The organism is Carnimonas nigrificans ATCC BAA-78 (genome assembly GCF_000526695.1).
GTDB lineage: Bacteria > Pseudomonadota > Gammaproteobacteria > Pseudomonadales > Halomonadaceae > Carnimonas > Carnimonas nigrificans.
The window spans coordinates 252,660-272,627 of sequence record NZ_JAGO01000012.1; the positions used below are offsets into that span (position 1 = coordinate 252,660).

The following is a 19,968-nucleotide window of genomic DNA, read 5'->3' on the forward strand; positions in this document are numbered from 1 at the left end:
GGAATTCAACGTGTTGGAATTGGTGCTGGGCGGAGCGCGTTCAGGAAAAAGCCGCTACGCTGAACAGCTTGCCAGCAGTAGCGGCCTGGCCGTGCATTATATTGCCACCGCTGAAGCCTGGGATGACGAGATGGCGGCGCGTATTGCAGCGCATCGTCACCAGCGCCCGCAGGAATGGATTACTCATGAAGTGCCGCTGGCTCTGGCAGACGCCATCCAGACACATGCGCACCAGGATCGGTTGCTGCTGATTGACTGTTTGACGCTCTGGCTTACCAATCAGCTATTGGCTGCGCCCGATCAGCTATCCGCCAGCAATGATGCTCTTGTTCATGCGATGGCCGAAGCGCCAGGGCGGGTAGTCGCGGTCTCCAATGAAACCGGCCAAGGGGTCGTACCTACAGAAGCGTTATCGCGGCGCTTTGTTGATTACAGCGGTTGGTTACACCAGCAACTGGCTGCTCGTGCGGATCGCGTGTGGTGGGTGGTAGCGGGCCTGCCGCAGTGCTTGAAAGGCTCCCCTGATGCCCCTTGATTCCCTGATTGTCGATTGCTTGCGCCATGGGGCGTGCGCAGGGCCATCCTCTCTGCGCGGACGCTCCGACATGCCGCTCAGTAGCGCGGGCGAGGCACAAATAGCGCACGCGCTGCGCCATCTTGAGCGGCCTCAGCGTCTGGTCACGTCACCCTTGCGGCGCTGTCGGGACAGTGCCGTGCAGTTCGCTTCTCATTGGCAGCTAGCGCTTGAGGTAGATGAACGTCTCGCTGAAATGGATTTTGGGGATTGGGATGGCGTGGCACTGGAGACCCTTCATCAGCAGCATCCCGAACAGCTAGCGCGTTTTTGGCAGGACCCATACCGTTTTCCTCCTCCTGGCGCAGAGCCGGTAGCGACCTTCACCGCACGCTGCCGTGAGGCGTGGCAGGCGTTACTCGGCCACTCAAGCCAGCACACCCTGGTAGTGACTCACGCAGGCGTTATCAAATGCTGGATAGCTGCTGCCCTGGGTCTGGAGACGCTTTCCACCTCCTTTTTAGCAGCGCTGGGTGTCGATTACGCGCATCTGGTCAGGTTCGAAGTCACTCGCGACGACAGCGGTCAGAGCTGGAGCCGACTGGTATATCTCGGCCCATCGGGAGGAGCGCCATGATCTCGGTAGCGGTGCCGCTGCTGTTGGGATGTGCGTTGGATGCCTGGTGGGGGGAGCCGCGCCGTTTTCATCCATTAGTAGGATGGGCGCGCTGGGCGCAGTGGCTGGAACGCATGCTGCACGGTGAACATTACGCTATCTTGCGCGGTGGTCTGGCCTGGGCGTTGGCGGTACTGCCTTTTGTTGCGGCAGCGATAGGGATAGAGCGATGGCTCGGCGAAAGCATAGGGTGGTGGCTACTATCGGCGCTGGGGCTTTATCTCTCGATTGGCTGGAAAAGTCTGGCCCAGCATGGGCAGCGCGTGGCCGTGCCCTTACTGGCGGGCGATATCGAGGCGAGCCGCCATGCGTTGAGCATGATTGTCAGCCGCGATGTCGAGGGGCTGGATGAAGCGGGTATTGCCAACGCGGCCTGTGAGTCGATGCTTGAAAATGGGGCGGATGCGGTATTTGCCGCGCTGTTTTGGTTTGCGCTATTAGGGCTACCGGGCGTGGTGTTATATCGCTTGAGCAATACCCTGGATGCGATGTGGGGCTACCGCAACGGTCGTTATGTGAGGTTCGGCAGAGTAGCTGCCCGTATGGATGATCTTCTCAACTGGCTGCCAGCGCGCTTGACGGTGCTCGCCTACGCCTGTGTCAGCGGTAGCCGTAACTCGGCGCGTAGCAGCCTGCGTTGCGCTCGTGTGTACGGCTCACGCTGGAAAAGCCCCAATGCAGGCCCGGTCATGGCGGCAGGGGCGGGGGCTCTGGGCCGGCAGTTAGGCGGCTGGAGCAGCTACCATGGAGTACGCCAATGGCGCGGTCAGTTGGGAGAAGGCCCACCCGCTGCAAGCGCTGATATTAGCCGAGCCATCACGCTGGTGAATCGGGCCGGTCTCCTTTGGGTGGCAGCAATTCTTGGTGTGGTGACGATCATCAGCGCATTGAACTGACGGATGGCTTCACCGTTCACTTCATGTCTTTAATCCTTCTATTCTTAATCCTTGTAGGTGATTCATGCCGATGGAATGGGCATTTCCTGCCGACCAGAAAGAGGGCGTCTACCGCGCTATTTACGAAAGGCGTGATGTGCGGCATTTCAAGGCGGGGGCTATTGCTGAAGAGGTGCTGAACAGGATCATCGACGCAGGATTGGCGGCACCCAGCGTCGGTTATATGCAGCCATGGCGCTTCGTACGCATTCAGCAAGCCTCGCTGCGGGAAGAGATTTTCCAGCTTGCCGAACATGAGCGTCAGCAGACGGCGGCCGCGCTGGGCGAGCGCAAAGAGGAATTCCTGCGTCTAAAGACGGATGGAATTCGTGAATGTGCCGAGGTCATTGTCGTTTTGCTGTGCGATCACCGAGAGCGCTATATCTTTGGCCGTCGCTCCATGCCACATATGGATCTGGCATCGGCGAGCTGCGCCATTCAAAACATGTGGCTGGCTGCGCGTGCCGAGGGTATTGGCCTTGGATGGGTATCGCTGTTCGATCCCGACGAACTGCGCGCGCTGCTAAAGGCACCCAACGGGGCCGAGCCTATTGCGATATTGTGTCTCGGCCATGTAGAGCGGTTCGATGAACGCCCCTTGCTGGAAACGGCAGGGTGGGATTCACATCGTGAAAGAGCCGATGTTTTAATGACAGATCAATGGATTACCCCTACGGCGGGTTATTCCGACAAAGATTCGCTATAGTAAGAGCGGTGTCTTGAAACGTTGGCTTGTCTGGTCAGCGTAGAAACGACCGATTCACGTGCTTGAGCACGAATCATGCAGGAGGTTAAAAATGAAAATCAGTAATGTCATGATCGCGGCCACCCTGGCCGGTTCTGTCGCACTTCTCGCTGGTTGTGGTGGTCCAGAGGTGGTCAGTGATCCCAATGGTCAGGGAATCGCTCAAACTCAAACCATTACTGCGTACAAAAATACCACTGAAGGCTATACGCTTAACTATCCTGACGTATGGCACAGCCTGGTCTCTCCCGAAGATACCCTCGACTGGGGTGGCAATGATCTGCCGGCTGAAAACGTAGTGGTATTCAACTACACCCCCGCAAAGCCTGGCGCCAAACCCGAACCGCTGGTTGCCCTGGCAGTTTACGACCAGGATCAGATAAGCCAGCTTGAAAAAAACAACGGCAGTGGCCATCACCAGCCTGACGTGCTCGCGACCAAGGATGGCAAGGTGCTGGTAGCCTACAGCCGCGGCGCCAACCCTTACGATCTCCGCTCTGAAGATGGCCAGCAGTTCTCTGCCCGTGCGCTCTCTACGGATCAGCTGAAAAATGCCGTTAGCTGGTAAGCTCTCTTCGCTAAAGGTAGACAAAGTGCCCTGCTGAAGCAGGGCGTTTTTTTGATCGTATTCTTATATGGTAAACGTGATGTCATCTTCCATAGAGTGGAAAGTCCGGAACTTCGACGAGCTGGGCGTCAATGAGCTGTATGCCTTGCTGCAACTGCGCAGTGATGTTTTCGTCGTTGAACAGCAGTGCGCCTATGCTGACCCCGACGGCGTGGACAGCCGGAAGGATGTTCTGCATCTACTGGGCAGTCTGCCGACCGTTACGCTGGCCTGCTATGCCCGTGCCATGGGGCCAGATACCACTGCACACAACTGTGGTGAAATGGCGGTATCCATTGGCCGCGTGGTATGCAGCTCCCAGGTGCGCGGCTGTGGAGCAGGCCGCCAACTGATGACGCAAGCCATTGCTCTGTGCGAAGAGCACTGGCCCGAATACCCCATCCGGATTTCGGCGCAGGCGCACCTTAGCGCGTTTTATTCATCGCTTGGCTTTGAAGCGCTGGGCGAGATCTATCTCGAAGATAATATTCCGCATATTGCCATGCGTCGCGCCGTTGTATCGCGCTGAGACGCTGTCATTCACGCCTTGATGGCCGAACTGCTCGCGCATTGCCAGGGCTGTAGTATGCTACTCTCCAGCCCTTGTCTTTATTCTTCACAGAAGGATGTCCTTATGCCCACTGACGATAACAGCGATGATGTGCGCCTTGCCTATCAGCTTCTCACCTCTATCAACAAGGATGAGCTTAGCCGCAAGGTAAGCAAGGCGCTAATGGAGGGCTATCGACTAGCGGGTTCGCCGGTCATCAACTTGTCCAGCAACAAAAATGTCTATTTTGCTCAAGCGGTGGTGTTGCCGAAATTTGCCTGATTGCGCCTTAGGAAACACGGGAAAGGAGTAACGCCATTGGCAGGCTGAATTTGCTGCCTGGTCTGTTGTCCAAGGCGTATGAGCGTGAATGGGCATTTGCTCTTTGAAAGAAGAGTATCTTCCACTATTTTTAAGCAGGCTATGCTGGAGATGTCGCCCAAGCGCACGGTATAGCCGTAGGGTATCCCGCAATCAACGTACTAAAATCAACGTACTAAAGGAGCATGGAACATGAGCAACCGCAATTCTGACCATCGCCTTCCACTCGATGAGGAAACTCGGGTAACTGCCAACGTTGATGGCGGTTTAAATGAGTTTGATGGCGATATCCAGCCAGGTAACTACTCAAGTGAGGCGGCTTCCGATATCGCAGACGAGAACGAGCTGTACGCTGATCTCGCCGAAACGGGAGTAGAAGATGAACTTACCGATGAGCTGGCTCGGGAAGAGCTGGACGCAGAAGCTGGAAGTGCTACTACCGACATCGACGAAGAAACCCTTGAAAGTGAGGTAACTTCCCTCGATTTCGACGATCAGCGTGATCTTGAAAAAGACCCTCGCCAGCTCTAACCCAGGCACAAAGCGGGCGTGGTCAGGCGAGAGGTAGTGGCCCAGAACGTCAAGAGGGGCGTTCCATTAGCCCACCAGCATACCGCCTACAATGACGATCACCCCGCATAGCACCAATCCTGCCGCCTTCCAGCCTCGATGAACCAACTCCACATCGCTGCGCTGGAGGGCGTTTTTGTTGACTTCACGCACGATACCCACACTTTCGACAGCGGCACCTATAAACAAAGCAAAGGCCAGCAGGGCGCACACTAGCAAAATCATGACGGGTTCCTCGTAGAGATTGGATTGGAATATCAGTGCGCCGCCTGGCAGCAGCGCGTGTGGGAAGAGACCTTAGCGCTCCTTGCCGTGACCTGTCGAGCGGCTTTTACAAGGAAGGCGACTTCTTCGTTATAAACTCCGTACCGACCCGCAAGCACGTCGGCACGAAGCCAGAAGCAGCAACGATCCTGATCGGGAGAGCACGTTAGCTGCCCAGATAGGTGTAGCCTTGCAAACCGGCGGTAAGGGTCTCCATAAAACACTGCCGTTCTTCATCAGTAAGATCGCTGTGCTGATCCAACTGCTGCTGGTAACGGCGGTGAAATTCGGCGATATCAAAATTCACGTATTCCAGCACGCCAGCGACGCTGGAACCGCGAATCGGCGAGCTGAGCTGCCATTTGCCCATGGCATCAACGCTGACATCAACCGAATCGGTATCGCCGAACAGGTTATGCATATCACCGAGAATCTCCTGGTAAGCACCCACCAGAAACATTCCCAGCAGATGCTCTTCATCCTCTGCCCACTCGGGAAGCGGCAGGGAGGTATCAACGCTGTCGCCATCAATATAACGATCAAAACGGCCATCAGAGTCGCAGGTAATATCCTGAATAATGCCGCGCCGAGTGGCTGGACGTTGCAAGCCACTCAGCGGCATAACCGGAAATACCTGGTCGATGCCCCAGGCATCGGGAAGTGACTGGAACAGCGAAAAGTTGGCGAACAGCTTGTCAGCCAGTTTTTCAGCCAGTTCATCGAGAATTTCGCGATGTGCACGATGGCGTGAATCAAGATGATGACGCAATAAATGGCAAGCTCCGATATAGACCGCCTCGCCTTCAGCGCGCTGCTTCAGGGTAATGTCGCCCAGCACAAAGCGGTGCTGCAACTCACTGAAGGATTGCGTCAGATCGTGGTAATACTCGGCCAGCATCAAGGGGGGCTGACGCTGGTTAAGGGCAGTATGAATCTCCCACAGCGTTTCCAGTAATGGCTCGCCGTGGCTTCGCTCGGGCATGGTGGCAGGGAGCTGTTTCTCCTCATCAATCACATTGGTGATCAACACCGCATGATGGGCGGTCAAGGCGCGGCCTGATTCGGAGATGATGTCAGGATGGGGCAATCCTTCCTGCTGACATAGCTGATGGAAGGTGCCCACTACATTGTTGGCATATTCGCCTAACGAATAGTTGATCGAACAATGGCTGCGCGAGCGTGTGCCTTCATAATCAATGCCGAGGCCGCCGCCCACATCGACCACCTTGATCGCTGCTCCCTGAGCGTGCAGGCTTTGGAAAAAGCGTGCGCACTCGGTCAAACCGCGCTTGATATCATGAATATTGGCGATCTGGGAGCCGAGATGGAAGTGGATAAGGTCGAGGCAATCAAGCATCTGCTCGCTGCGCAGCCGCTCGATCACCTGCAGAATCTGGTGTGCGGTGAGACCGAACTTGGACTTGGCCCCGCCGGAACTTTCCCATTTTCCCTTGCCCACTGACATCAGGCGTGCGCGCAGCCCAATACGGGGCTTCACTCCCAGCGCCCGTGACTCGCTGATAATCAGCGATAGCTCTGACTCCTTCTCGACCACCAGATAGACACGATGGCCGAGCTTCTCGCCCATCAGCGCCAGCCTGACGTATTCGCGATCCTTGTAGCCGTTGCATACAATGGTTGAGGGGCCTTCAGAAGAGAGCGCCAGCACTGCCAGCAGTTCCGGTTTGCTTCCCGCCTCAAGACCCACTCGCCCAGCGCTGCGCTGTGGCGTCGCCAGTAACTCTTCTACCACACGGCGCTGCTGATTGACCTTGATCGGGTATACCGCCGTATAGCGGCCCTGATAGTCACACTCCTTGATCGCGTTATCGAAGGCATTGCACAGCAAGGCCACCCGCGAATGCAGAATATTGCTGAAGCGCATCAATAGCGGCAGTCGCAGCCCGCTCTGTTTGGCTTGCCGCAGCAATTCGGTCAGCTTGATTTGCGGCGTGGTGGCCCGATCCCCCAGTGTCGGGGTTACCACCACATCGCCGCTGGCATCCAAATCGTAATAGCCGCCACCCCAATGGTCGATGTTGTAGACGCGCCGCGCATTATTGATGGAGTAGGAGGTGTTGTCGTTATTCATGGCCATCCTTGGTAAACAGGATCGGTACGGTAAAGGGAATCGCTGAATGATCAGCAGGAGGCATTCAGTGCATCAGAGGCGGGGATCTGCTGAGTGATGCAGTGGATATTACCGCCACCAAGCAGGATTTCGCGACCTTCGATTGGGGTAATGACATGGTCCGGATACATTTCCCGGAAGATAGCGAGAGCCTGGCTATCGGTACGCTCATCCAATAGAGGAAACACGATCTGGTGGTTGGTAATCAGGTAGTTAACATAGGAGGCCGCCAGGCGCTCACCAGCCGAGCGTTCCACCGCTTCACCGCTACTAATGCCTGCGCACTCCTGCTCGGTGGCATAGAGCGGCCCCGGCATCGGCAGCTTCCATATTTTCAGTGTACGCCCGCGTGCATCGGTACAGCGCTTCAGCGTATCGAACGCCGCCTGAGACCTGGCATATTGCGGGTCATCCTGATCGTAGGTCCAGCTCAGCACGACTTCACCTGGGCGAACAAAACAGCACATATTATCAATGTGGCCGTCGGTTTCGTCTTTATACACGCCAAGAGGTAGCCATATGATCTTTTCGACGCCCAGCAGTGCGTGTAGTTGTGCTTCGATCTCCGCCTGGGTAAGCGTGGGATTGCGGTTGGGCGAAAGCAGGCATTCCCGCGTTACCAAAAGCGTACCTTCACCATCAGTGTGAATAGCGCCGCCCTCCATGACCAGATCAATGGCGTGGCAGGGTAGCTCATGGTAAGCGGCAATCTGGGAGGCAACAGCCTGATCACGCTGCCAGTGGGGGTAGAGACCACCAAGCTCACCACCCCAGGCGTTGAAGCGCCAGTCAAGCGCACAGCGCTGGCCCTGCTGATCGAACACAATGGTAGGGCCGGTGTCCCGCGCCCAGGCATCGTCGCTTTCAATTTCCACCAGCGTAATGCGATCGTCTAGCAGCGCCTTGGCGGCTTCCCAATGTTGCTTGCCCACGGCCATAAATACCGGCGTGGTCATCGCGATGGCCTCAGCTACCCTGGCAAAGATCTGCCGGGCAGGAGTTGCCTGCTCACGCCAGTTATCCCCGCGATAGGGCCACACCATCCATACAGCCTGCTGAGACGCCCATTCAGCGGGCATGAAAAAGCGCACGGATTGATGTTCATGGGTCATTGGTGGCGGGTTCCAGCACTGCCATCAAAGCTCGCAATGGCGCCATACAGATCGGGACGACGGTCACGAAACAGCCCCCAGGCACTGCGTTCCTGCGCGATATGATCAAGATCAAAGGTGTGCACAATCACGCATTCATCCGTGCGATTGGCCTGCTGTACAAGTTCTCCCGTGTGGTCGGCAATAAAGCAGCTGCCATAGAAGGTCATTTCCAGACCGTCGATATGCTCGCTGGTTTCGGTGCCGATGCGATTGGAAGTAATCACAGGGGTTAGATTGGCTGCCGCGTGTCCCTGTTGGGTGCGCGTCCAGTGTGGCTGGCTATTGATCTCGGGGAAGGCTGGTTCGCTGCCGATCGCCGAAGGATAGAACAGTAACTCGGCCCCCTGTAATGCCATGCAGCGCGCTGCTTCCGGGAACCACTGATCCCAACAGATACCTACGCCAATACGGGCATAGCGGGTCTCCCACACCTTGAATCCGGTATCCCCTGGACTAAAAAACTGTTTCTCCTGGTAGGCCGGACCATTGGGAATATGGGATTTGCGGTATTTGCCGAGAATACTGCCATCGGCATCAATCACGACCAGTGAGTTGAAAAAAGCGTTGTGTGCCTTCTCGAAGAAACTGATCGGCAGCACTACCTCAAGTTCGCGAGCCAGTTGGACGAAATGGGTGATCAAACGGTTGTCGTCAGCGCTTTCAGCCAGTGCAAAGTGAGCAGGGTGCTGATCAATGCAAAAATAAGGGCCTGCAAACAGCTCCTGAACAAGGATGATTTGGGCACCCTGCGCATGAGCGCTGCGCACCAGCCGCTCGGCGGTGCGAATATTGATGTCGATCTCTTTACTACAGGCCATCTGAGAGGCGGCAACGGTGACCTTTCTCATCGTATTATCCATTGGTAGGGGGCGATCAGCGCCGCAAGCCCCATGTAAAGCAGCAGGCACGCATGCTAGCACAAGGAAACAGGCGCAACCTGAAGCGTATACACCGGCAGTGATGTCGCTGTTGTGGGTGGGTGCATCCACTTGATAGCTGTTTCTCGCCGAGCAATCAAGGTGTAGGATCTTGGGTGTGGGGAAATAAAATGGCAAGACTGGAAAACTTTCTTATCAGCGGTAGGAAAAGCTTCATATCGAGGCTGCACACTGAAAACCGTAAATCCTGCTGAGGCGGGCAACGTACTTACAGTGATTCACCCGAGGAGTAATGCCATGCTTGACGCACTGTTTACCTCCGATGTTCTTTACCACGCAGCCAGAGAGTGTGCCATTGAGGCTGTAGAAGAGGGCGCTGACGGTTATACCGCTGCGCTGAAACTGATTACTGACGTCAGCGGCAACAGCAATTTGCCGCTGAGCACCAACGAAATAACGGGGCTTGCTGAAAAAGCTTCGAGTGGCGTACACGGCGAGTTGTTTGAACTCGCTTCCTGACGGCGATCCATCAATGCCTGCCAATCGGGCAGCACTGCGTTGATCGGCACGATTTTTAACAAAATGCTCGTCTGGATGCCCAGACGGGCATTTTTGTTGCAACTAGTTGTAAATAGCTGTGGCGGCCAATGTTCACTCTGACCATCGGCTTCGCGTAACAGGGCATATGGTTAAAATTATACTGTTCCAAAGAGAAACAACGAAAAATTATTTCAACTAGCCAAACGTCTCAAAAATAATTTGCGAGACGTTTGGATAATCTTTATTTAGGCATGGTTATGGCGACTAGGAAGACCGACCTGGTAGCGAATCATGTCGCCAATGATTGGGAAAATATCATTATGCTTGGATCCAAATCGCATGAACCCTGCCTGATATGACCCCACATCCCTGTTTGCGGTTGTAGTGTCATCTGGAAGCCACTTGTACAAGTATGAAAGATTATATTTGTCTACTTCTTCCTTTGTGAGATCGTAATATCGCCAAACAGGGTTACTGTGAGAAAAATCGATCTCTTCAATTTTGCTCATTAGTAGTTCAAATTGCTCATCAGCGTGGCCAGGTCGACGGTTGCTGAAGTTCAGATTGTAGGTGAGCTTAGCTAGTGCTTTCAATACGACGGGTTGAGCGGCAATCGTTTTTTCTTTGGCGCGTTCTTCCCCAAATCCTTGAATGCTCGCTATATGATGCCAAAGGCTTTCAACAATATATGCTTTTGGATCAACTATTGCAGGAGTTGCTCCAGAAGCATTTGATTTGTTTAAGAAGGCAATTGAAGTGATGGAGACCAGGTCCTTCATTGCCACTTCACCTCCATCCTGAGACCAATCACGCGTCTCTTTTTCCGATGCTCGAACTATTCCATTTTCGAGAACATTTTTCTTGATGAATTGAGTAACTGGGTTAGACCCATCGAAATCGAGAGCCAGGCTTGGGTTAACTTTCTTGCCAAGTTTATTAAGGTCGTGAAATAGCTGTTTTTCTTGATCCAGTTTTAATCCAAGATGCACTTCGACCGTCACTGTAGAGAATGTTCTTGCTGCTTTAAACGCTTCATTCCATACATATACCTCATCTGCTGATATGGATTCACCTTTATCTGGGTACAGAATTGGCGAACGTGCTGGGTATGTGCCTCCCTGCCGAACAGACTCAAGAAAGTTCATCACTATATCTGCACCATACCGCCGATGCTGTCCATCAATGACCCACAATAGATTTCGCTCGGAAAGATAAACTTTAAATGATGCAGTGCTCCCATCCTCGGCAGAAGTTAATCGACTTCCTCGAATACCACCATTGCTAGGACTTCCGCCACCGAGGGGGATTTCTCTGATGTTGCAGACAATGGGTTGTAACGAGAAATAGGATTGATCCCCAAGTTTTCGCATAATTCTTTCGAAGGCATCTGGGATAGGCTTTCCTTGAGATTGAAGGGCTATTCTTGCAGCTGAAACCAGCCCTTTGAGCATATATTTCGCAAGGTTATTAGCATGAGTTTTATCGAGTGGTCGTTGTGCAACGGCGCCAGCCTCAACATCGTTTGCAACTTCTGAAATAGAGTAGAACTCGTGAAAAGGGATGTTCATGACAAACACCCGATGACCAAGGTTGTGTCCGATAAAAACCGTGTAAGGTTTTTCTGTTGTATCACCAGTCGATAGCAAACTATCGAGATCATCGATGCCGCTGGAATCATTGGACATGAGTGGCTGTGGCATGCCGCCATCATTAGCTGGGTACATAAGTAATAAAACCTCCATGTTAGTTTGATACAATATACCTGGAATGAATGCTTATCTTTCATTTGTTTTTAAATTAACACGCCTGGGATGTCGTGTGCAAGAATTTTTTTTACTCCTGGTTGAAATTAAAAAACATCCAGGATTTCTATAAAAATCATCCTGGACGCTTTTTGATAAGCCGCTGATGGCTGAAAACCGCCTAGAATTTGACATTTGTAATTGAGCTGTGAGTGTTCGACTACGGAGAAGAGTATTTATGTTAAATTTGGCCCATATATAGGAAGGGTCTATGAAAAAATGCTACTACACAGTTGATAGGAATGAATCTCTTGTAGGAGGATCTGAAATAAAATTGAAGCAGTTCAAAGATATTACTCCAGCCGCCCTTCAAAATCTCGTTGATACCGAATTTCCAAACGGGCTATCCAAGCATGGTGAGATTTATTATCTATGTTCTAAAGCCCAATTCATTTCTCCAAAGGAAATAGCCCATAGATTGGTAGACGGCTTGGAGCCCTCACTTGGCTATCCAATTGATTTACTGTGGGAACAAGTGCGGCGAGCAAGATTTTCAGAGCATCCCTCTCGATTTCAATGTATCTTCGGATGGGAGACAGTCGAGTACGCAAAGCAACAAGCACAGAGCCTCGGTTGGAAAGATAAACCTATATATGAAGTTTTTCCATCAGGAAAAACTTTCATAGCAAACATGAGTTTACTATTTGCGACAAGTAGCAACTTGATGGTTAATCATCTCGCAAATGAATATTGGGAAGGTAATAATGGTCCAGAAGAGTTTTCTGTCGTTCGTGAAGTACTCATTGATCTTCCAGCTACGATAGGAAAGCAGGTAGGAATGACGTGACCAAAACGTGCGCACACCTGTCGCAAACGCTGCTTTCTCCGTTGCATTCCTTACATGGATGTTTGCGATACTTTCAGTCAAGAAAATCGACTGCTCGCCGCGTGCCTTTAACCTTGTCTTCGGCAGACTTGCTAGTGCCAAATCGAGTGCAAACAGCATGAGAGGGCGATGCCAAACCCGATGCAACGGGGCAGAGTTTTCACCTGATTTTCACTCAACGCAAAATAGCCAGTAAGGTGGTTAACCTAACTGGCTATTTTATAAAGCTTTTTGGTCGGAGCGACAGGATTCGAACCTGCGACCTTTGCAACCCCATTGCAACGCGCTACCAAGCTGCGCCACGCTCCGATCTGTTCAGGCAAGTGCCTTGAGAACGCTGCGCATACTACACGCTTGTTCTGAAAAAGAAAAGTGCTTTCTGCTAGCGTTTGGCAATCACCCAGATGGCATGGATGACACCGGGGAGGTAGCCGCACAGCGTCAGCAGAATATTGATCCAGAATTGCAGGCCGAGACCTACCTGGAGAAATACGCCAACGGGCGGAAGAATAATCGCGAAGATGACACGAATCAGATCCATGGAACAAACTCCTTTTGCAACCTATGGCTATCGTTAAGCGTGGTGACACACCCTTCCTATACCTGGCGGGTGCCTGTGCACAGAGTATAAATAGGGGAGAAGGGGCGATTATTCAAGGAAAATGAGCTACCGGGCTTTCCATGCACGATCATTGGATAGGATTTTGTATCGGTAGAGGGTTTCTGATATTTTTAAGATATCAACCTTGCTGCCATTTATGTGCTACCAACCAGGAGAATGCTTCACATGCCGCTGCTCGTCGGGATGGCTATTTTACTCGGGTGCCAACTGATCGGTGAAAGCACCGCCCGTTTTTTTCATCTCCCCATACCGGGGCCGGTAATCGGCATGATCATTCTGCTGCTCGGCCTAATGGTACTGGGACGGGTGCCTGAAGGACTTCGTATCACGACCAACGGCCTGACCAAACATTTGGCCTTTTTGTTCGTTCCGGCAGGGGTTGGGGTCATGGCCAACTGGTCGGCCATTGAAGCCCATCTCGTCAGTATTGCCGTTATCCTGCTGCTCTCCACTGCGGGGCTACAGCTCTTTATGGTGTTATTTATGCGCCGCACACTGGGCAGTGCGCTCAAGAATCACGATGAAGATCCCGTATTCAAGGAGCAGCAGCGATGAAGGTCACCACAATCGGCTCGCTGTGGGTCTATCTGTCGGCATCACCGCTGCTGTCGCTGTTCCTTACCACTGTGGCTTATCTCGGCAGTTATTATCTCATCAAGCAGTTTAAGTTGCTGAGTAAACTCAATTTGCAACCAGCGGTGCTCGCCATTGCCGCGCTGATTACCGTGCTTGCCCTGACCGGCACCTCGTACCACGATTACTTTGAAGGGGCGCAGTTCATCCATTTTCTGCTGGGGCCAGCTACGGTCATGCTGGCGGTGCCGATTTACGACAATCTGGCGCGTATTCGAATGATGATGGCTCCGATGCTGTTGGGGATTGGCGGCGCAGTATTGGCCTCTGCGTTTCTGACCATCGGCTTGGCGACGCTGTTTCGCTTGCCTGCCGAGATGGTGGCATCCTTCGCGCCGAAATCTGTTACTACGCCGATTGCGATGGGTGTTTCCCAGTCCATTGGCGGCATCCCTGCGCTGACAGCAGCCTTGAGTCTGATTACCGGCATTATCGGTTGCTTTACCGGGCCTCTGGTATTCAAGCTGACAGGCGCGCATGATCATATCGTAAAGGGGTTCACCATGGGGGCCTCAAGTCACGGCTTCGGTACGGCGCAAAGCTTTGCCAGCATCAGCGTGCTGGCTGGCGCTTTTTCAGGGCTGGCAATGGGGTGTGTAGGGCTTGCGACCGCGCTGATCCTGCCACTTTTACAGGTATTCATCCGTTAGCGTTCGCTTTCAGCGCCGTACCAATAGATAAAGAAAAGGTGTAGCAGCCATGTCAGAGCTTGTTATTACGCTGGTTCAGACCGACCTTCGCTGGGAAGATCCGCAGGCCAATCGGCAGATGTTTGATCGTCTGCTTGAAGGAGTATCCGGCAGCGATTTGATTGTATTGCCGGAGATGTTTTCTACCGGTTTTACCATGCAGGTGAATGAAGCTGCTGAACCCGCCGAAAGCAGCGAAACCCTTGCGTGGATGAAGCACAAGGCCAGCGAGCTTGATGCGGTTATCACCGGCAGTCTCTCGATCAATAGCGGTGGGCGCTACGTCAACCGAATGTATTGGGTGACCCCAACAGGCGAGGTCAGCCATTACGATAAGCGCCATCTTTTCCGCATGGGCGAGGAAGCCAACCATTACAGCGCCGGCGATCAGCGCGTTATCGTTGAGCTGAAGGGCGTGCGCATACTGCTAAGCGTCTGCTATGACCTGCGTTTTCCGGTGTGGCATCGCAATCGCGGCAATGAGTATGATCTTTTGGTGTGCGTTGCCAACTGGCCTTCCAGCCGTCGTCAGGTCTGGCGCACGCTGCTACAGGCGCGCGCGCTGGAAAATCAGTGCTATGTGGTGGGCGTCAATCGCTGCGGCAAGGATGGCAATGGGCTTCATCATAGCGGTGACTCTGCATTGATCGACTATCGGGGTGAAACGCTGATTGACGAGCCAGCGGATATTCCTTTCGTGCGCACAGGCGTCATTGGGCTTGAAAGCCTGCAACGCTTCCGCGAAAAATTTCCTGCATGGAAGGATGCCGACGACTTTACCCTGCATCCCTAGAGTAACGTTACTACCTCCGAGTGCGCCCGGCTCCGATCCGGGCGCGCCAACCGGTGCGCCCGATAAGCGACGCCTTGACATGCGTCGCGTACAATATGCCCACTGGTGTCCGCTTGGGGCACCAAAAGCAGGGTGGTGGTCGTGGCCAATAACGCTTTAAGTGTTAACGTAGTGTCTCGCCAGCATCTCTTCAGCGGCGAGCCATTGCCATAAGCGAGAATGAATTGTGTTTTTTATCTTCTGGGGAATAGCAGCACTGGCGTTGATCTCGAGCATCGTCAACTTCTTCATCTTTAGCAATACCCGCAAACGGGGATTTGCCAAAGCCAGCAAAATATCACTGGTGATCACGGCGGTCAGTGCTGTGTTATCGGTCGTGTCGATCTTTCTGCATCTTTGAGCTGATGTCTGCGTAAAAGATAAAAGAGAGCCAGCGCTGTGTTCAGCAGCACTGGCTCTCTTCTTTTGAAGCTCTTTTGAAAGCCGAATAATAGTGAGACACGCGACTCACTTATCAGCCTAATGCGAACCTATCTGGCGACTACAGGTAGCTGCCAGCTCTTTTTGAAGATTCAGTTTTACTTCTTTGTCACTGAGCTTATTGCGCTGGCGATAAGCCGTGTCTGCGGAGTAGTGCAGCGAGTTAAGCAGAAATATCTTGCGCTGATTGGGCTGACCAGCCAGCAGGTCGGTGCTCAGCAGCTGATTCATGACATCGCGGTAGAAACCGTTGAAGCCGGCCTTTTTGCGGGATGTGTAGCGATCCAGGCGCTCCATGACCAACAGCGTTTGCAATACGCAGACATCGCCACTGCTATAGCGAGGAGCCGCAACCGCCTGGGGAGCAACACCTGGCGATAGCAGCATCAGCGACGCCATAAGCGCGGCAAATAGAGAGGGGAAAAAACGCTGCGGCATAAAGGATGCGATCGAGTGGTGGAAAACGCACAGCATCCCGATCCTCGAAGAAGAAATCAAGCGCCGGCCAACAGCAGGGTTTGGCCCGTTTTTAACGGCTTGCCCTTGAGCTTGTTGTCGTGCTGAATCTGCTCGACAGGAATGCCCGAATGGTGGCTGATAACGCTAAGCGTATCGCCTTGCGCTACCACATATTCAAGCTGTCGATCGCCGCTGCGCAATATCGCTAGCTGCTCCTTGAAGCGTTGCTCCGCCTCACTTGGAATCAAGAGCGAGTTATCGACCCAATTGCCCACATACGCAGGGTTAAGACGCCTGATCTCCGCTGGGGCAACACCGGCCAGCTTCGCGGCAGAGGCGACATCGAGCGAGTGATCCAGATTGATCTCTACCACGGAGGGAGCATCATCGACATGGGGCAGCTCAATGCCATAGCGTTCAGGGTCCGACACAATGGTTGCCAGCGCCAAGAGCTTGGGCACATAGTTGCGCGTCTCCTGGGGCAGTCGGGTTTCCCAGAAGCTGTTGGTACCGCTTTCAACGCGAGCCAGATTCACTCGGCCCGGGCCGGCGTTGTAGGCCGCCAGTGTCGATTCCCAGTCGCCGTGATACCACTGACGCTGCAGCAGCTCCAGATAATCGAGGGCAGCCGTCGTGGAGGCTTTTACATCCTGCCGCGCCGCATAGCCCAGAGTGTTGCGCAGGCCCAGATCGTCAGCCGTTGCCGAGGCCAACTGCCATATGCCCGTCGGCCCCTTGGGACTGCGTGCGAGAGGGTTGTAGCCACTTTCAACGAAGGGCAGCAGCGCCAGCTCTCCCGGCAAGCCGCGCTTTTCGACTTCACGACTCACGTAGTGCATCCAGGGAGCAGCCTGTTTCGCATAATCAGCGAACATTTCTGGATGATCCTGATACCACGAGATCCACCGCTGGACGCGAGGATTGTCGCTGTGATGATCCAGAGCGAAGTTGGCGGAAACACGCTGCCATGCAGAGTCGTAGGAGACAACGTCTTCAATGCTTACCTGGTAAAAGCTGATATCACCACGTTCGGAGAGCGCCAGCCAGCTACCAATACCCAGTGTTAACGTCATCAATCCACCCGCCAGCATCCCCGTGCGGCGCTTGATGCGATTTTCAATCAAGTCTGTTAAAGACACAGCACACTACCTTGCGAAATTGCCGTATCGCCGGATGATCCTTCCTGGACCTCGGCGACCGAGAAGTAAACGCGAGTGACGGCCAGTTCTCTGTCGAGCAATGCTCATGACGACCTTCAAGCGTTGTCTTTCCAACTGCGCAAGAGCGCGAATGCCTCGGTTTCATCGGCAGGAGTTTGTCCAGAATGGGCTTCCAATGCCTGGACGACTGCGGAATTCTGATACCGCATGAACGGATTAACACGCTGCTCCAGCTCAATGCTGCTGGGCAACGAAGGACGCTGCTGCTGACGCATCTGTTTGACGCGGTCGATATCAGCGGCAATGTCCTGATTGTCAGGTTCGACCTGACGGGCGAATTCGAGATTCGCCAGCGTATACTCATGGGCTCCATAGACCAGGGTCTTGCCGGGGAGTTCCTTCAGGCGCGCGAAGTTCGCTTGCATTTGCGCTGCGCTGCCTTCGAACAGACGGCCACAGCCCGCGTGGAACAGGGTATCACCGCAGAACAGCAGCGGCGTGGCGGTATCCACCAGATAGACAATATGATCGAGTGTGTGCCCTGGGGTCTCCCAGATGCGGGCTGTGGCACCCAACAGCTCAATGGTGTCGCCTTCGCTTAACGGACGGTCGATGCTGACACTTTTGCATTGGGCAGGGCCGCTGACGCGAGCAGCGTAGCGCTCGACCAGTTCGGCGACGCCGCCAGTGTGGTCATGATGATGATGGGTGATGAGAATATCGGTCAACCGGTAGTCGCTGCCTTCCTCGCTTTCAAGCCACTCGATGACCGGAGCCGCTTCACCCGGGTCTACGGCCACCACTTCATGCTGCCCTGCGCGCCGCACCAGCCAGATATAGTTGTCCGAGAATGCATTAAGCGCCGTAACCTGCAACGCGGTGGTTGCCTGGTGTGAATAAGACATACGGGAACTCCTGACAAAACGGGGGTAGCAATACCCGGGCAAGCCGCCCGCCCAACAGTGATTTACTGTATAGTTGATGCATTACGCGCGGCTTGGCCGAACGGTATAGACGCCTGACAGCGCGTAAACGTGAGCGACATCCGCAAAAGTAAATGCACACCGGCCAGCACTGTTATGCCAATGGTATTGATCGGCAGGAAGGTGTCGATACCGCTCAACGCTGGCAGTCGCTTGTTAAGGCGTTGCATAGAGCGTTGGCTCAATTGAACTGCGCAGTCTAACACAAACACCGTATGGGGAGGTTACCCATGTGTGCAGCGGCCGCCAATGGAGTGGCTTCATCGGCCCGATTGCTCCAGCAGGCGCGGGACTTTTGGCAGAGCGAACGCGGCAAGGCGATGTGGCAGTGTCAGCGCGCCTGCGTGGGGCCGCTTGTCGAGGCGTTGCCAGGTCAGCATGGGCTTGAGTTCACGGCGGCCATGCCGCTGCTGCCACTCAGCAATCTTCGCCATCAGGTGCAGTGGGTGCCCAGTGCCAGTTACGCGCATTCCAGCTCCTCGCTGCTATGTGATCCTGCCCAGCTAGCGCTGCCTGACGAATCAATGTCGCTGGTGATCATTCATCATCTGCTGGATATCCTGCACGAGCCGCATTATCTGTTGAGTGAAGCTGCGCGAGTGACCGATGACAACGGCAAGCTGATCATTATTGGCTGGCACCCCATGGGGCCGGGGCGCTTGAGCCGCATTGGACCAAGCCGCCACAAGCGTTTTCCTCATCAGCTTGCATGGCGCTCCACCTCGCAATTGCGCGACTGGCTGGCGTTTGTTGATTTCGAGATCGAGCGGGTAGACTACTGCGCCTATTCGATATCGCGCTATCGGCCGCGCTGGGAATCCTGCTGGCGCCGATACAACCTGCCGTTTGCGCACACCTACGTGATAACCGCCAAACGGCGGCTGGAGCGTGTTATTCCGATTGGGCGTCGTCGCTGGCAACCGCTGGCCTTGCCAGCCCGTTCCGCAGGGCTTGGCGCGTGCAGAAACCGGCTGGCACCCGGCTCTCGCCGCTCCTCATCGAAAATCGTTTCCGATCACTCCCGATAGTGGGCAAGACGCTATCTGCGTAGCCATACACTTCTATATAATGACCCGTTTTGATGGATCATCCTGATTGAGTCGCCATGTCTTCTGAAGCTTCCACAACACTCCCGACTGTAACGCTTTATACCGATGGCGGCTGCCGAGGCAATCCTGGCCCCGGTGGCTGGGGAGCGCTGCTGCAAAGCGGCCCCCACGAAAAGGAGCTGAAAGGCGGCGAGCAGCAAACCACCAATAATCGCATGGAGCTAACCGCTGCCATTATGGGGCTGCGCGCGCTGACACGGCGCTGTGATGTTGCCCTTTATACCGATTCCGAATATGTCAGAAATGGCATTACGAAGTGGATTCACAACTGGCGGCGGCGCGGTTGGAAAACGGCGTCAAAGGCTCCGGTCAAGAATGCAGAGCTGTGGCAGGAGCTATTGGCGGAGACCGAGCGCCACCAGGTGGCGTGGCACTGGGTCAAGGGCCATGCGGGACATCCGGGCAATGAGCGCGCTGACGCTCTTGCCAATCTCGCCATGGACGATCTCATGGGCAAACAGCGCTGACAGCGAACGACACCGCTGATACTAGCCCAGCAGATGAGCGATAACGCTTTACAGCGCGCT

24 protein-coding genes and 1 tRNA gene are annotated in these 19,968 nt (G+C 54.2%); 15 read left to right on the plus strand and 10 right to left on the minus strand.

From position 1 onward, the window contains the following. Nucleotides 1-10: 10 nt before the first annotated feature. From cobU to L881_RS0107170, 8 genes are all read left to right on the plus strand, one after another. Nucleotides 11-535, plus strand: a complete 525-nt coding sequence (gene cobU / locus L881_RS0107135) for a bifunctional adenosylcobinamide kinase/adenosylcobinamide-phosphate guanylyltransferase (RefSeq protein WP_025733014.1) — start codon at nt 11-13, stop codon at nt 533-535. Then, complete coding sequence (locus L881_RS13005) at nt 525-1,151, plus strand: histidine phosphatase family protein (protein WP_025733015.1); 627 nt, start codon at nt 525-527, stop codon at nt 1,149-1,151. Before cobU ends, L881_RS13005 begins: the two co-directional genes overlap by 11 nt. Further along, nucleotides 1,148-2,086: an adenosylcobinamide-phosphate synthase CbiB gene (gene cbiB / locus L881_RS0107145; RefSeq protein WP_025733016.1), complete on the plus strand. Its 939-nt coding sequence runs from the start codon at nt 1,148-1,150 to the stop codon at nt 2,084-2,086. Before L881_RS13005 ends, cbiB begins: the two co-directional genes overlap by 4 nt. 64 nt (nt 2,087-2,150) lie before the next feature. Continuing rightward, a complete protein-coding gene (bluB, locus tag L881_RS0107150) occupies nt 2,151-2,831 on the plus strand; it encodes a 5,6-dimethylbenzimidazole synthase (RefSeq protein ID WP_051464820.1) in 681 nt (226 codons plus the stop codon). A 91-nt stretch (nt 2,832-2,922) separates the two neighbouring features. Continuing rightward, complete coding sequence (locus tag L881_RS0107155) at nt 2,923-3,438, plus strand: hypothetical protein (protein WP_025733018.1); 516 nt, start codon at nt 2,923-2,925, stop codon at nt 3,436-3,438. 79 nt (nt 3,439-3,517) lie between these two features. Then, nucleotides 3,518-4,006 carry a GNAT family N-acetyltransferase gene (locus L881_RS0107160; protein WP_034578785.1) on the plus strand — a complete coding sequence of 163 codons (489 nt, stop codon included), beginning with the start codon at nt 3,518-3,520 and terminating at the stop codon, nt 4,004-4,006. A gap of 105 nt (nt 4,007-4,111) precedes the next feature. Beyond that, nucleotides 4,112-4,309 carry a DUF1737 domain-containing protein gene (locus L881_RS0107165; RefSeq protein WP_025733020.1) on the plus strand — a complete coding sequence of 66 codons (198 nt, stop codon included), beginning with the start codon at nt 4,112-4,114 and terminating at the stop codon, nt 4,307-4,309. A 231-nt stretch (nt 4,310-4,540) separates the two neighbouring features. After that, a complete protein-coding gene (locus L881_RS0107170; RefSeq protein WP_025733021.1) occupies nt 4,541-4,879 on the plus strand; it encodes a hypothetical protein in 339 nt (112 codons plus the stop codon). 66 nt (nt 4,880-4,945) lie between these two features. Here the strand turns inward: L881_RS0107170 and L881_RS0107175 are convergent, their stop codons facing one another. From L881_RS0107175 to aguB, 4 genes are all read right to left on the minus strand, one after another. Further along, entirely contained in the window at nt 4,946-5,143 is a 198-nt protein-coding gene (locus tag L881_RS0107175; protein WP_025733023.1) for a hypothetical protein, read from the minus strand. 205 nt (nt 5,144-5,348) lie between these two features. Beyond that, nucleotides 5,349-7,274 carry a biosynthetic arginine decarboxylase gene (speA, locus tag L881_RS0107180; protein WP_025733024.1) on the minus strand — a complete coding sequence of 642 codons (1,926 nt, stop codon included), beginning with the start codon at nt 7,272-7,274 and terminating at the stop codon, nt 5,349-5,351. A gap of 50 nt (nt 7,275-7,324) precedes the next feature. Further along, on the minus strand, nt 7,325-8,425 hold the full coding sequence (aguA, locus tag L881_RS0107185) for an agmatine deiminase (RefSeq protein WP_025733025.1): 1,101 nt from the start codon (nt 8,423-8,425) through the stop codon (nt 7,325-7,327). Beyond that, nucleotides 8,422-9,315, minus strand: a complete 894-nt coding sequence (gene aguB, locus L881_RS0107190) for an N-carbamoylputrescine amidase (RefSeq protein WP_025733026.1) — start codon at nt 9,313-9,315, stop codon at nt 8,422-8,424. The genes aguA and aguB overlap by 4 nt, the downstream gene beginning before the upstream one ends. A 327-nt stretch (nt 9,316-9,642) precedes the next feature. On the opposite strand from aguB, the gene L881_RS0107195 reads away from it, so the two are divergent. Then, nucleotides 9,643-9,864: a hypothetical protein gene (locus L881_RS0107195; RefSeq protein ID WP_025733027.1), complete on the plus strand. Its 222-nt coding sequence runs from the start codon at nt 9,643-9,645 to the stop codon at nt 9,862-9,864. 266 nt (nt 9,865-10,130) lie between these two features. Here the strand turns inward: L881_RS0107195 and L881_RS0107200 are convergent, their stop codons facing one another. After that, complete coding sequence (locus L881_RS0107200) at nt 10,131-11,609, minus strand: DNA sulfur modification protein DndB (protein WP_025733028.1); 1,479 nt, start codon at nt 11,607-11,609, stop codon at nt 10,131-10,133. A 289-nt stretch (nt 11,610-11,898) separates the two neighbouring features. On the opposite strand from L881_RS0107200, the gene L881_RS0107205 reads away from it, so the two are divergent. Next, nucleotides 11,899-12,474, plus strand: coding sequence for a DUF2441 domain-containing protein (locus L881_RS0107205; RefSeq protein ID WP_025733029.1), 576 nt, complete (start codon nt 11,899-11,901; stop codon nt 12,472-12,474). A gap of 271 nt (nt 12,475-12,745) precedes the next feature. Here L881_RS0107205 and L881_RS0107210 read toward each other — a convergent pair. Together L881_RS0107210 and L881_RS13575 are read right to left on the minus strand one after the other, a co-directional pair. Continuing rightward, a tRNA-Pro gene (locus tag L881_RS0107210) sits at nt 12,746-12,822 on the minus strand. A gap of 73 nt (nt 12,823-12,895) precedes the next feature. Continuing rightward, nucleotides 12,896-13,054, minus strand: coding sequence for a YqaE/Pmp3 family membrane protein (locus tag L881_RS13575; protein WP_034578786.1), 159 nt, complete (start codon nt 13,052-13,054; stop codon nt 12,896-12,898). A gap of 246 nt (nt 13,055-13,300) precedes the next feature. Between L881_RS13575 and L881_RS0107220 the strand changes: the two genes are divergently transcribed. The 3 genes from L881_RS0107220 to L881_RS0107230 are packed head-to-tail and all read left to right on the plus strand — an operon-like array spanning nt 13,301 to nt 15,250. Continuing rightward, a complete protein-coding gene (locus tag L881_RS0107220; RefSeq protein WP_025733030.1) occupies nt 13,301-13,690 on the plus strand; it encodes a CidA/LrgA family protein in 390 nt (129 codons plus the stop codon). Continuing rightward, entirely contained in the window at nt 13,687-14,418 is a 732-nt protein-coding gene (locus tag L881_RS0107225; protein ID WP_025733031.1) for an LrgB family protein, read from the plus strand. Before L881_RS0107220 ends, L881_RS0107225 begins: the two co-directional genes overlap by 4 nt. Nucleotides 14,419-14,467: 49 nt before the next feature. After that, nucleotides 14,468-15,250 carry an amidohydrolase gene (locus tag L881_RS0107230; protein WP_025733032.1) on the plus strand — a complete coding sequence of 261 codons (783 nt, stop codon included), beginning with the start codon at nt 14,468-14,470 and terminating at the stop codon, nt 15,248-15,250. 519 nt (nt 15,251-15,769) lie between these two features. On the opposite strand, the gene L881_RS0107240 is transcribed toward L881_RS0107230, so the two are convergent. The 3 genes from L881_RS0107240 to gloB all read right to left on the minus strand — a co-directional run bounded on the left by L881_RS0107240 (nt 15,770) and on the right by gloB (nt 18,254). Then, nucleotides 15,770-16,204, minus strand: a complete 435-nt coding sequence (locus L881_RS0107240) for a hypothetical protein (protein ID WP_025733033.1) — start codon at nt 16,202-16,204, stop codon at nt 15,770-15,772. 20 nt (nt 16,205-16,224) lie between these two features. Continuing rightward, nucleotides 16,225-17,328 carry a transglycosylase SLT domain-containing protein gene (locus L881_RS13015; RefSeq protein ID WP_025733034.1) on the minus strand — a complete coding sequence of 368 codons (1,104 nt, stop codon included), beginning with the start codon at nt 17,326-17,328 and terminating at the stop codon, nt 16,225-16,227. A 116-nt stretch (nt 17,329-17,444) separates the two neighbouring features. Next, on the minus strand, nt 17,445-18,254 hold the full coding sequence (gloB, locus tag L881_RS0107250; protein ID WP_051464822.1) for a hydroxyacylglutathione hydrolase: 810 nt from the start codon (nt 18,252-18,254) through the stop codon (nt 17,445-17,447). 308 nt (nt 18,255-18,562) lie between these two features. Here gloB and L881_RS0107255 point away from each other — a divergent pair, with 308 nt between their 5' ends. Both L881_RS0107255 and rnhA read left to right on the plus strand, forming a co-directional pair. Continuing rightward, nucleotides 18,563-19,360: a methyltransferase domain-containing protein gene (locus tag L881_RS0107255; protein WP_025733036.1), complete on the plus strand. Its 798-nt coding sequence runs from the start codon at nt 18,563-18,565 to the stop codon at nt 19,358-19,360. 77 nt (nt 19,361-19,437) lie between these two features. Continuing rightward, complete coding sequence (gene rnhA / locus L881_RS0107260; RefSeq protein WP_025733037.1) at nt 19,438-19,908, plus strand: ribonuclease HI; 471 nt, start codon at nt 19,438-19,440, stop codon at nt 19,906-19,908. Nucleotides 19,909-19,968 lie beyond the last annotated feature (60 nt).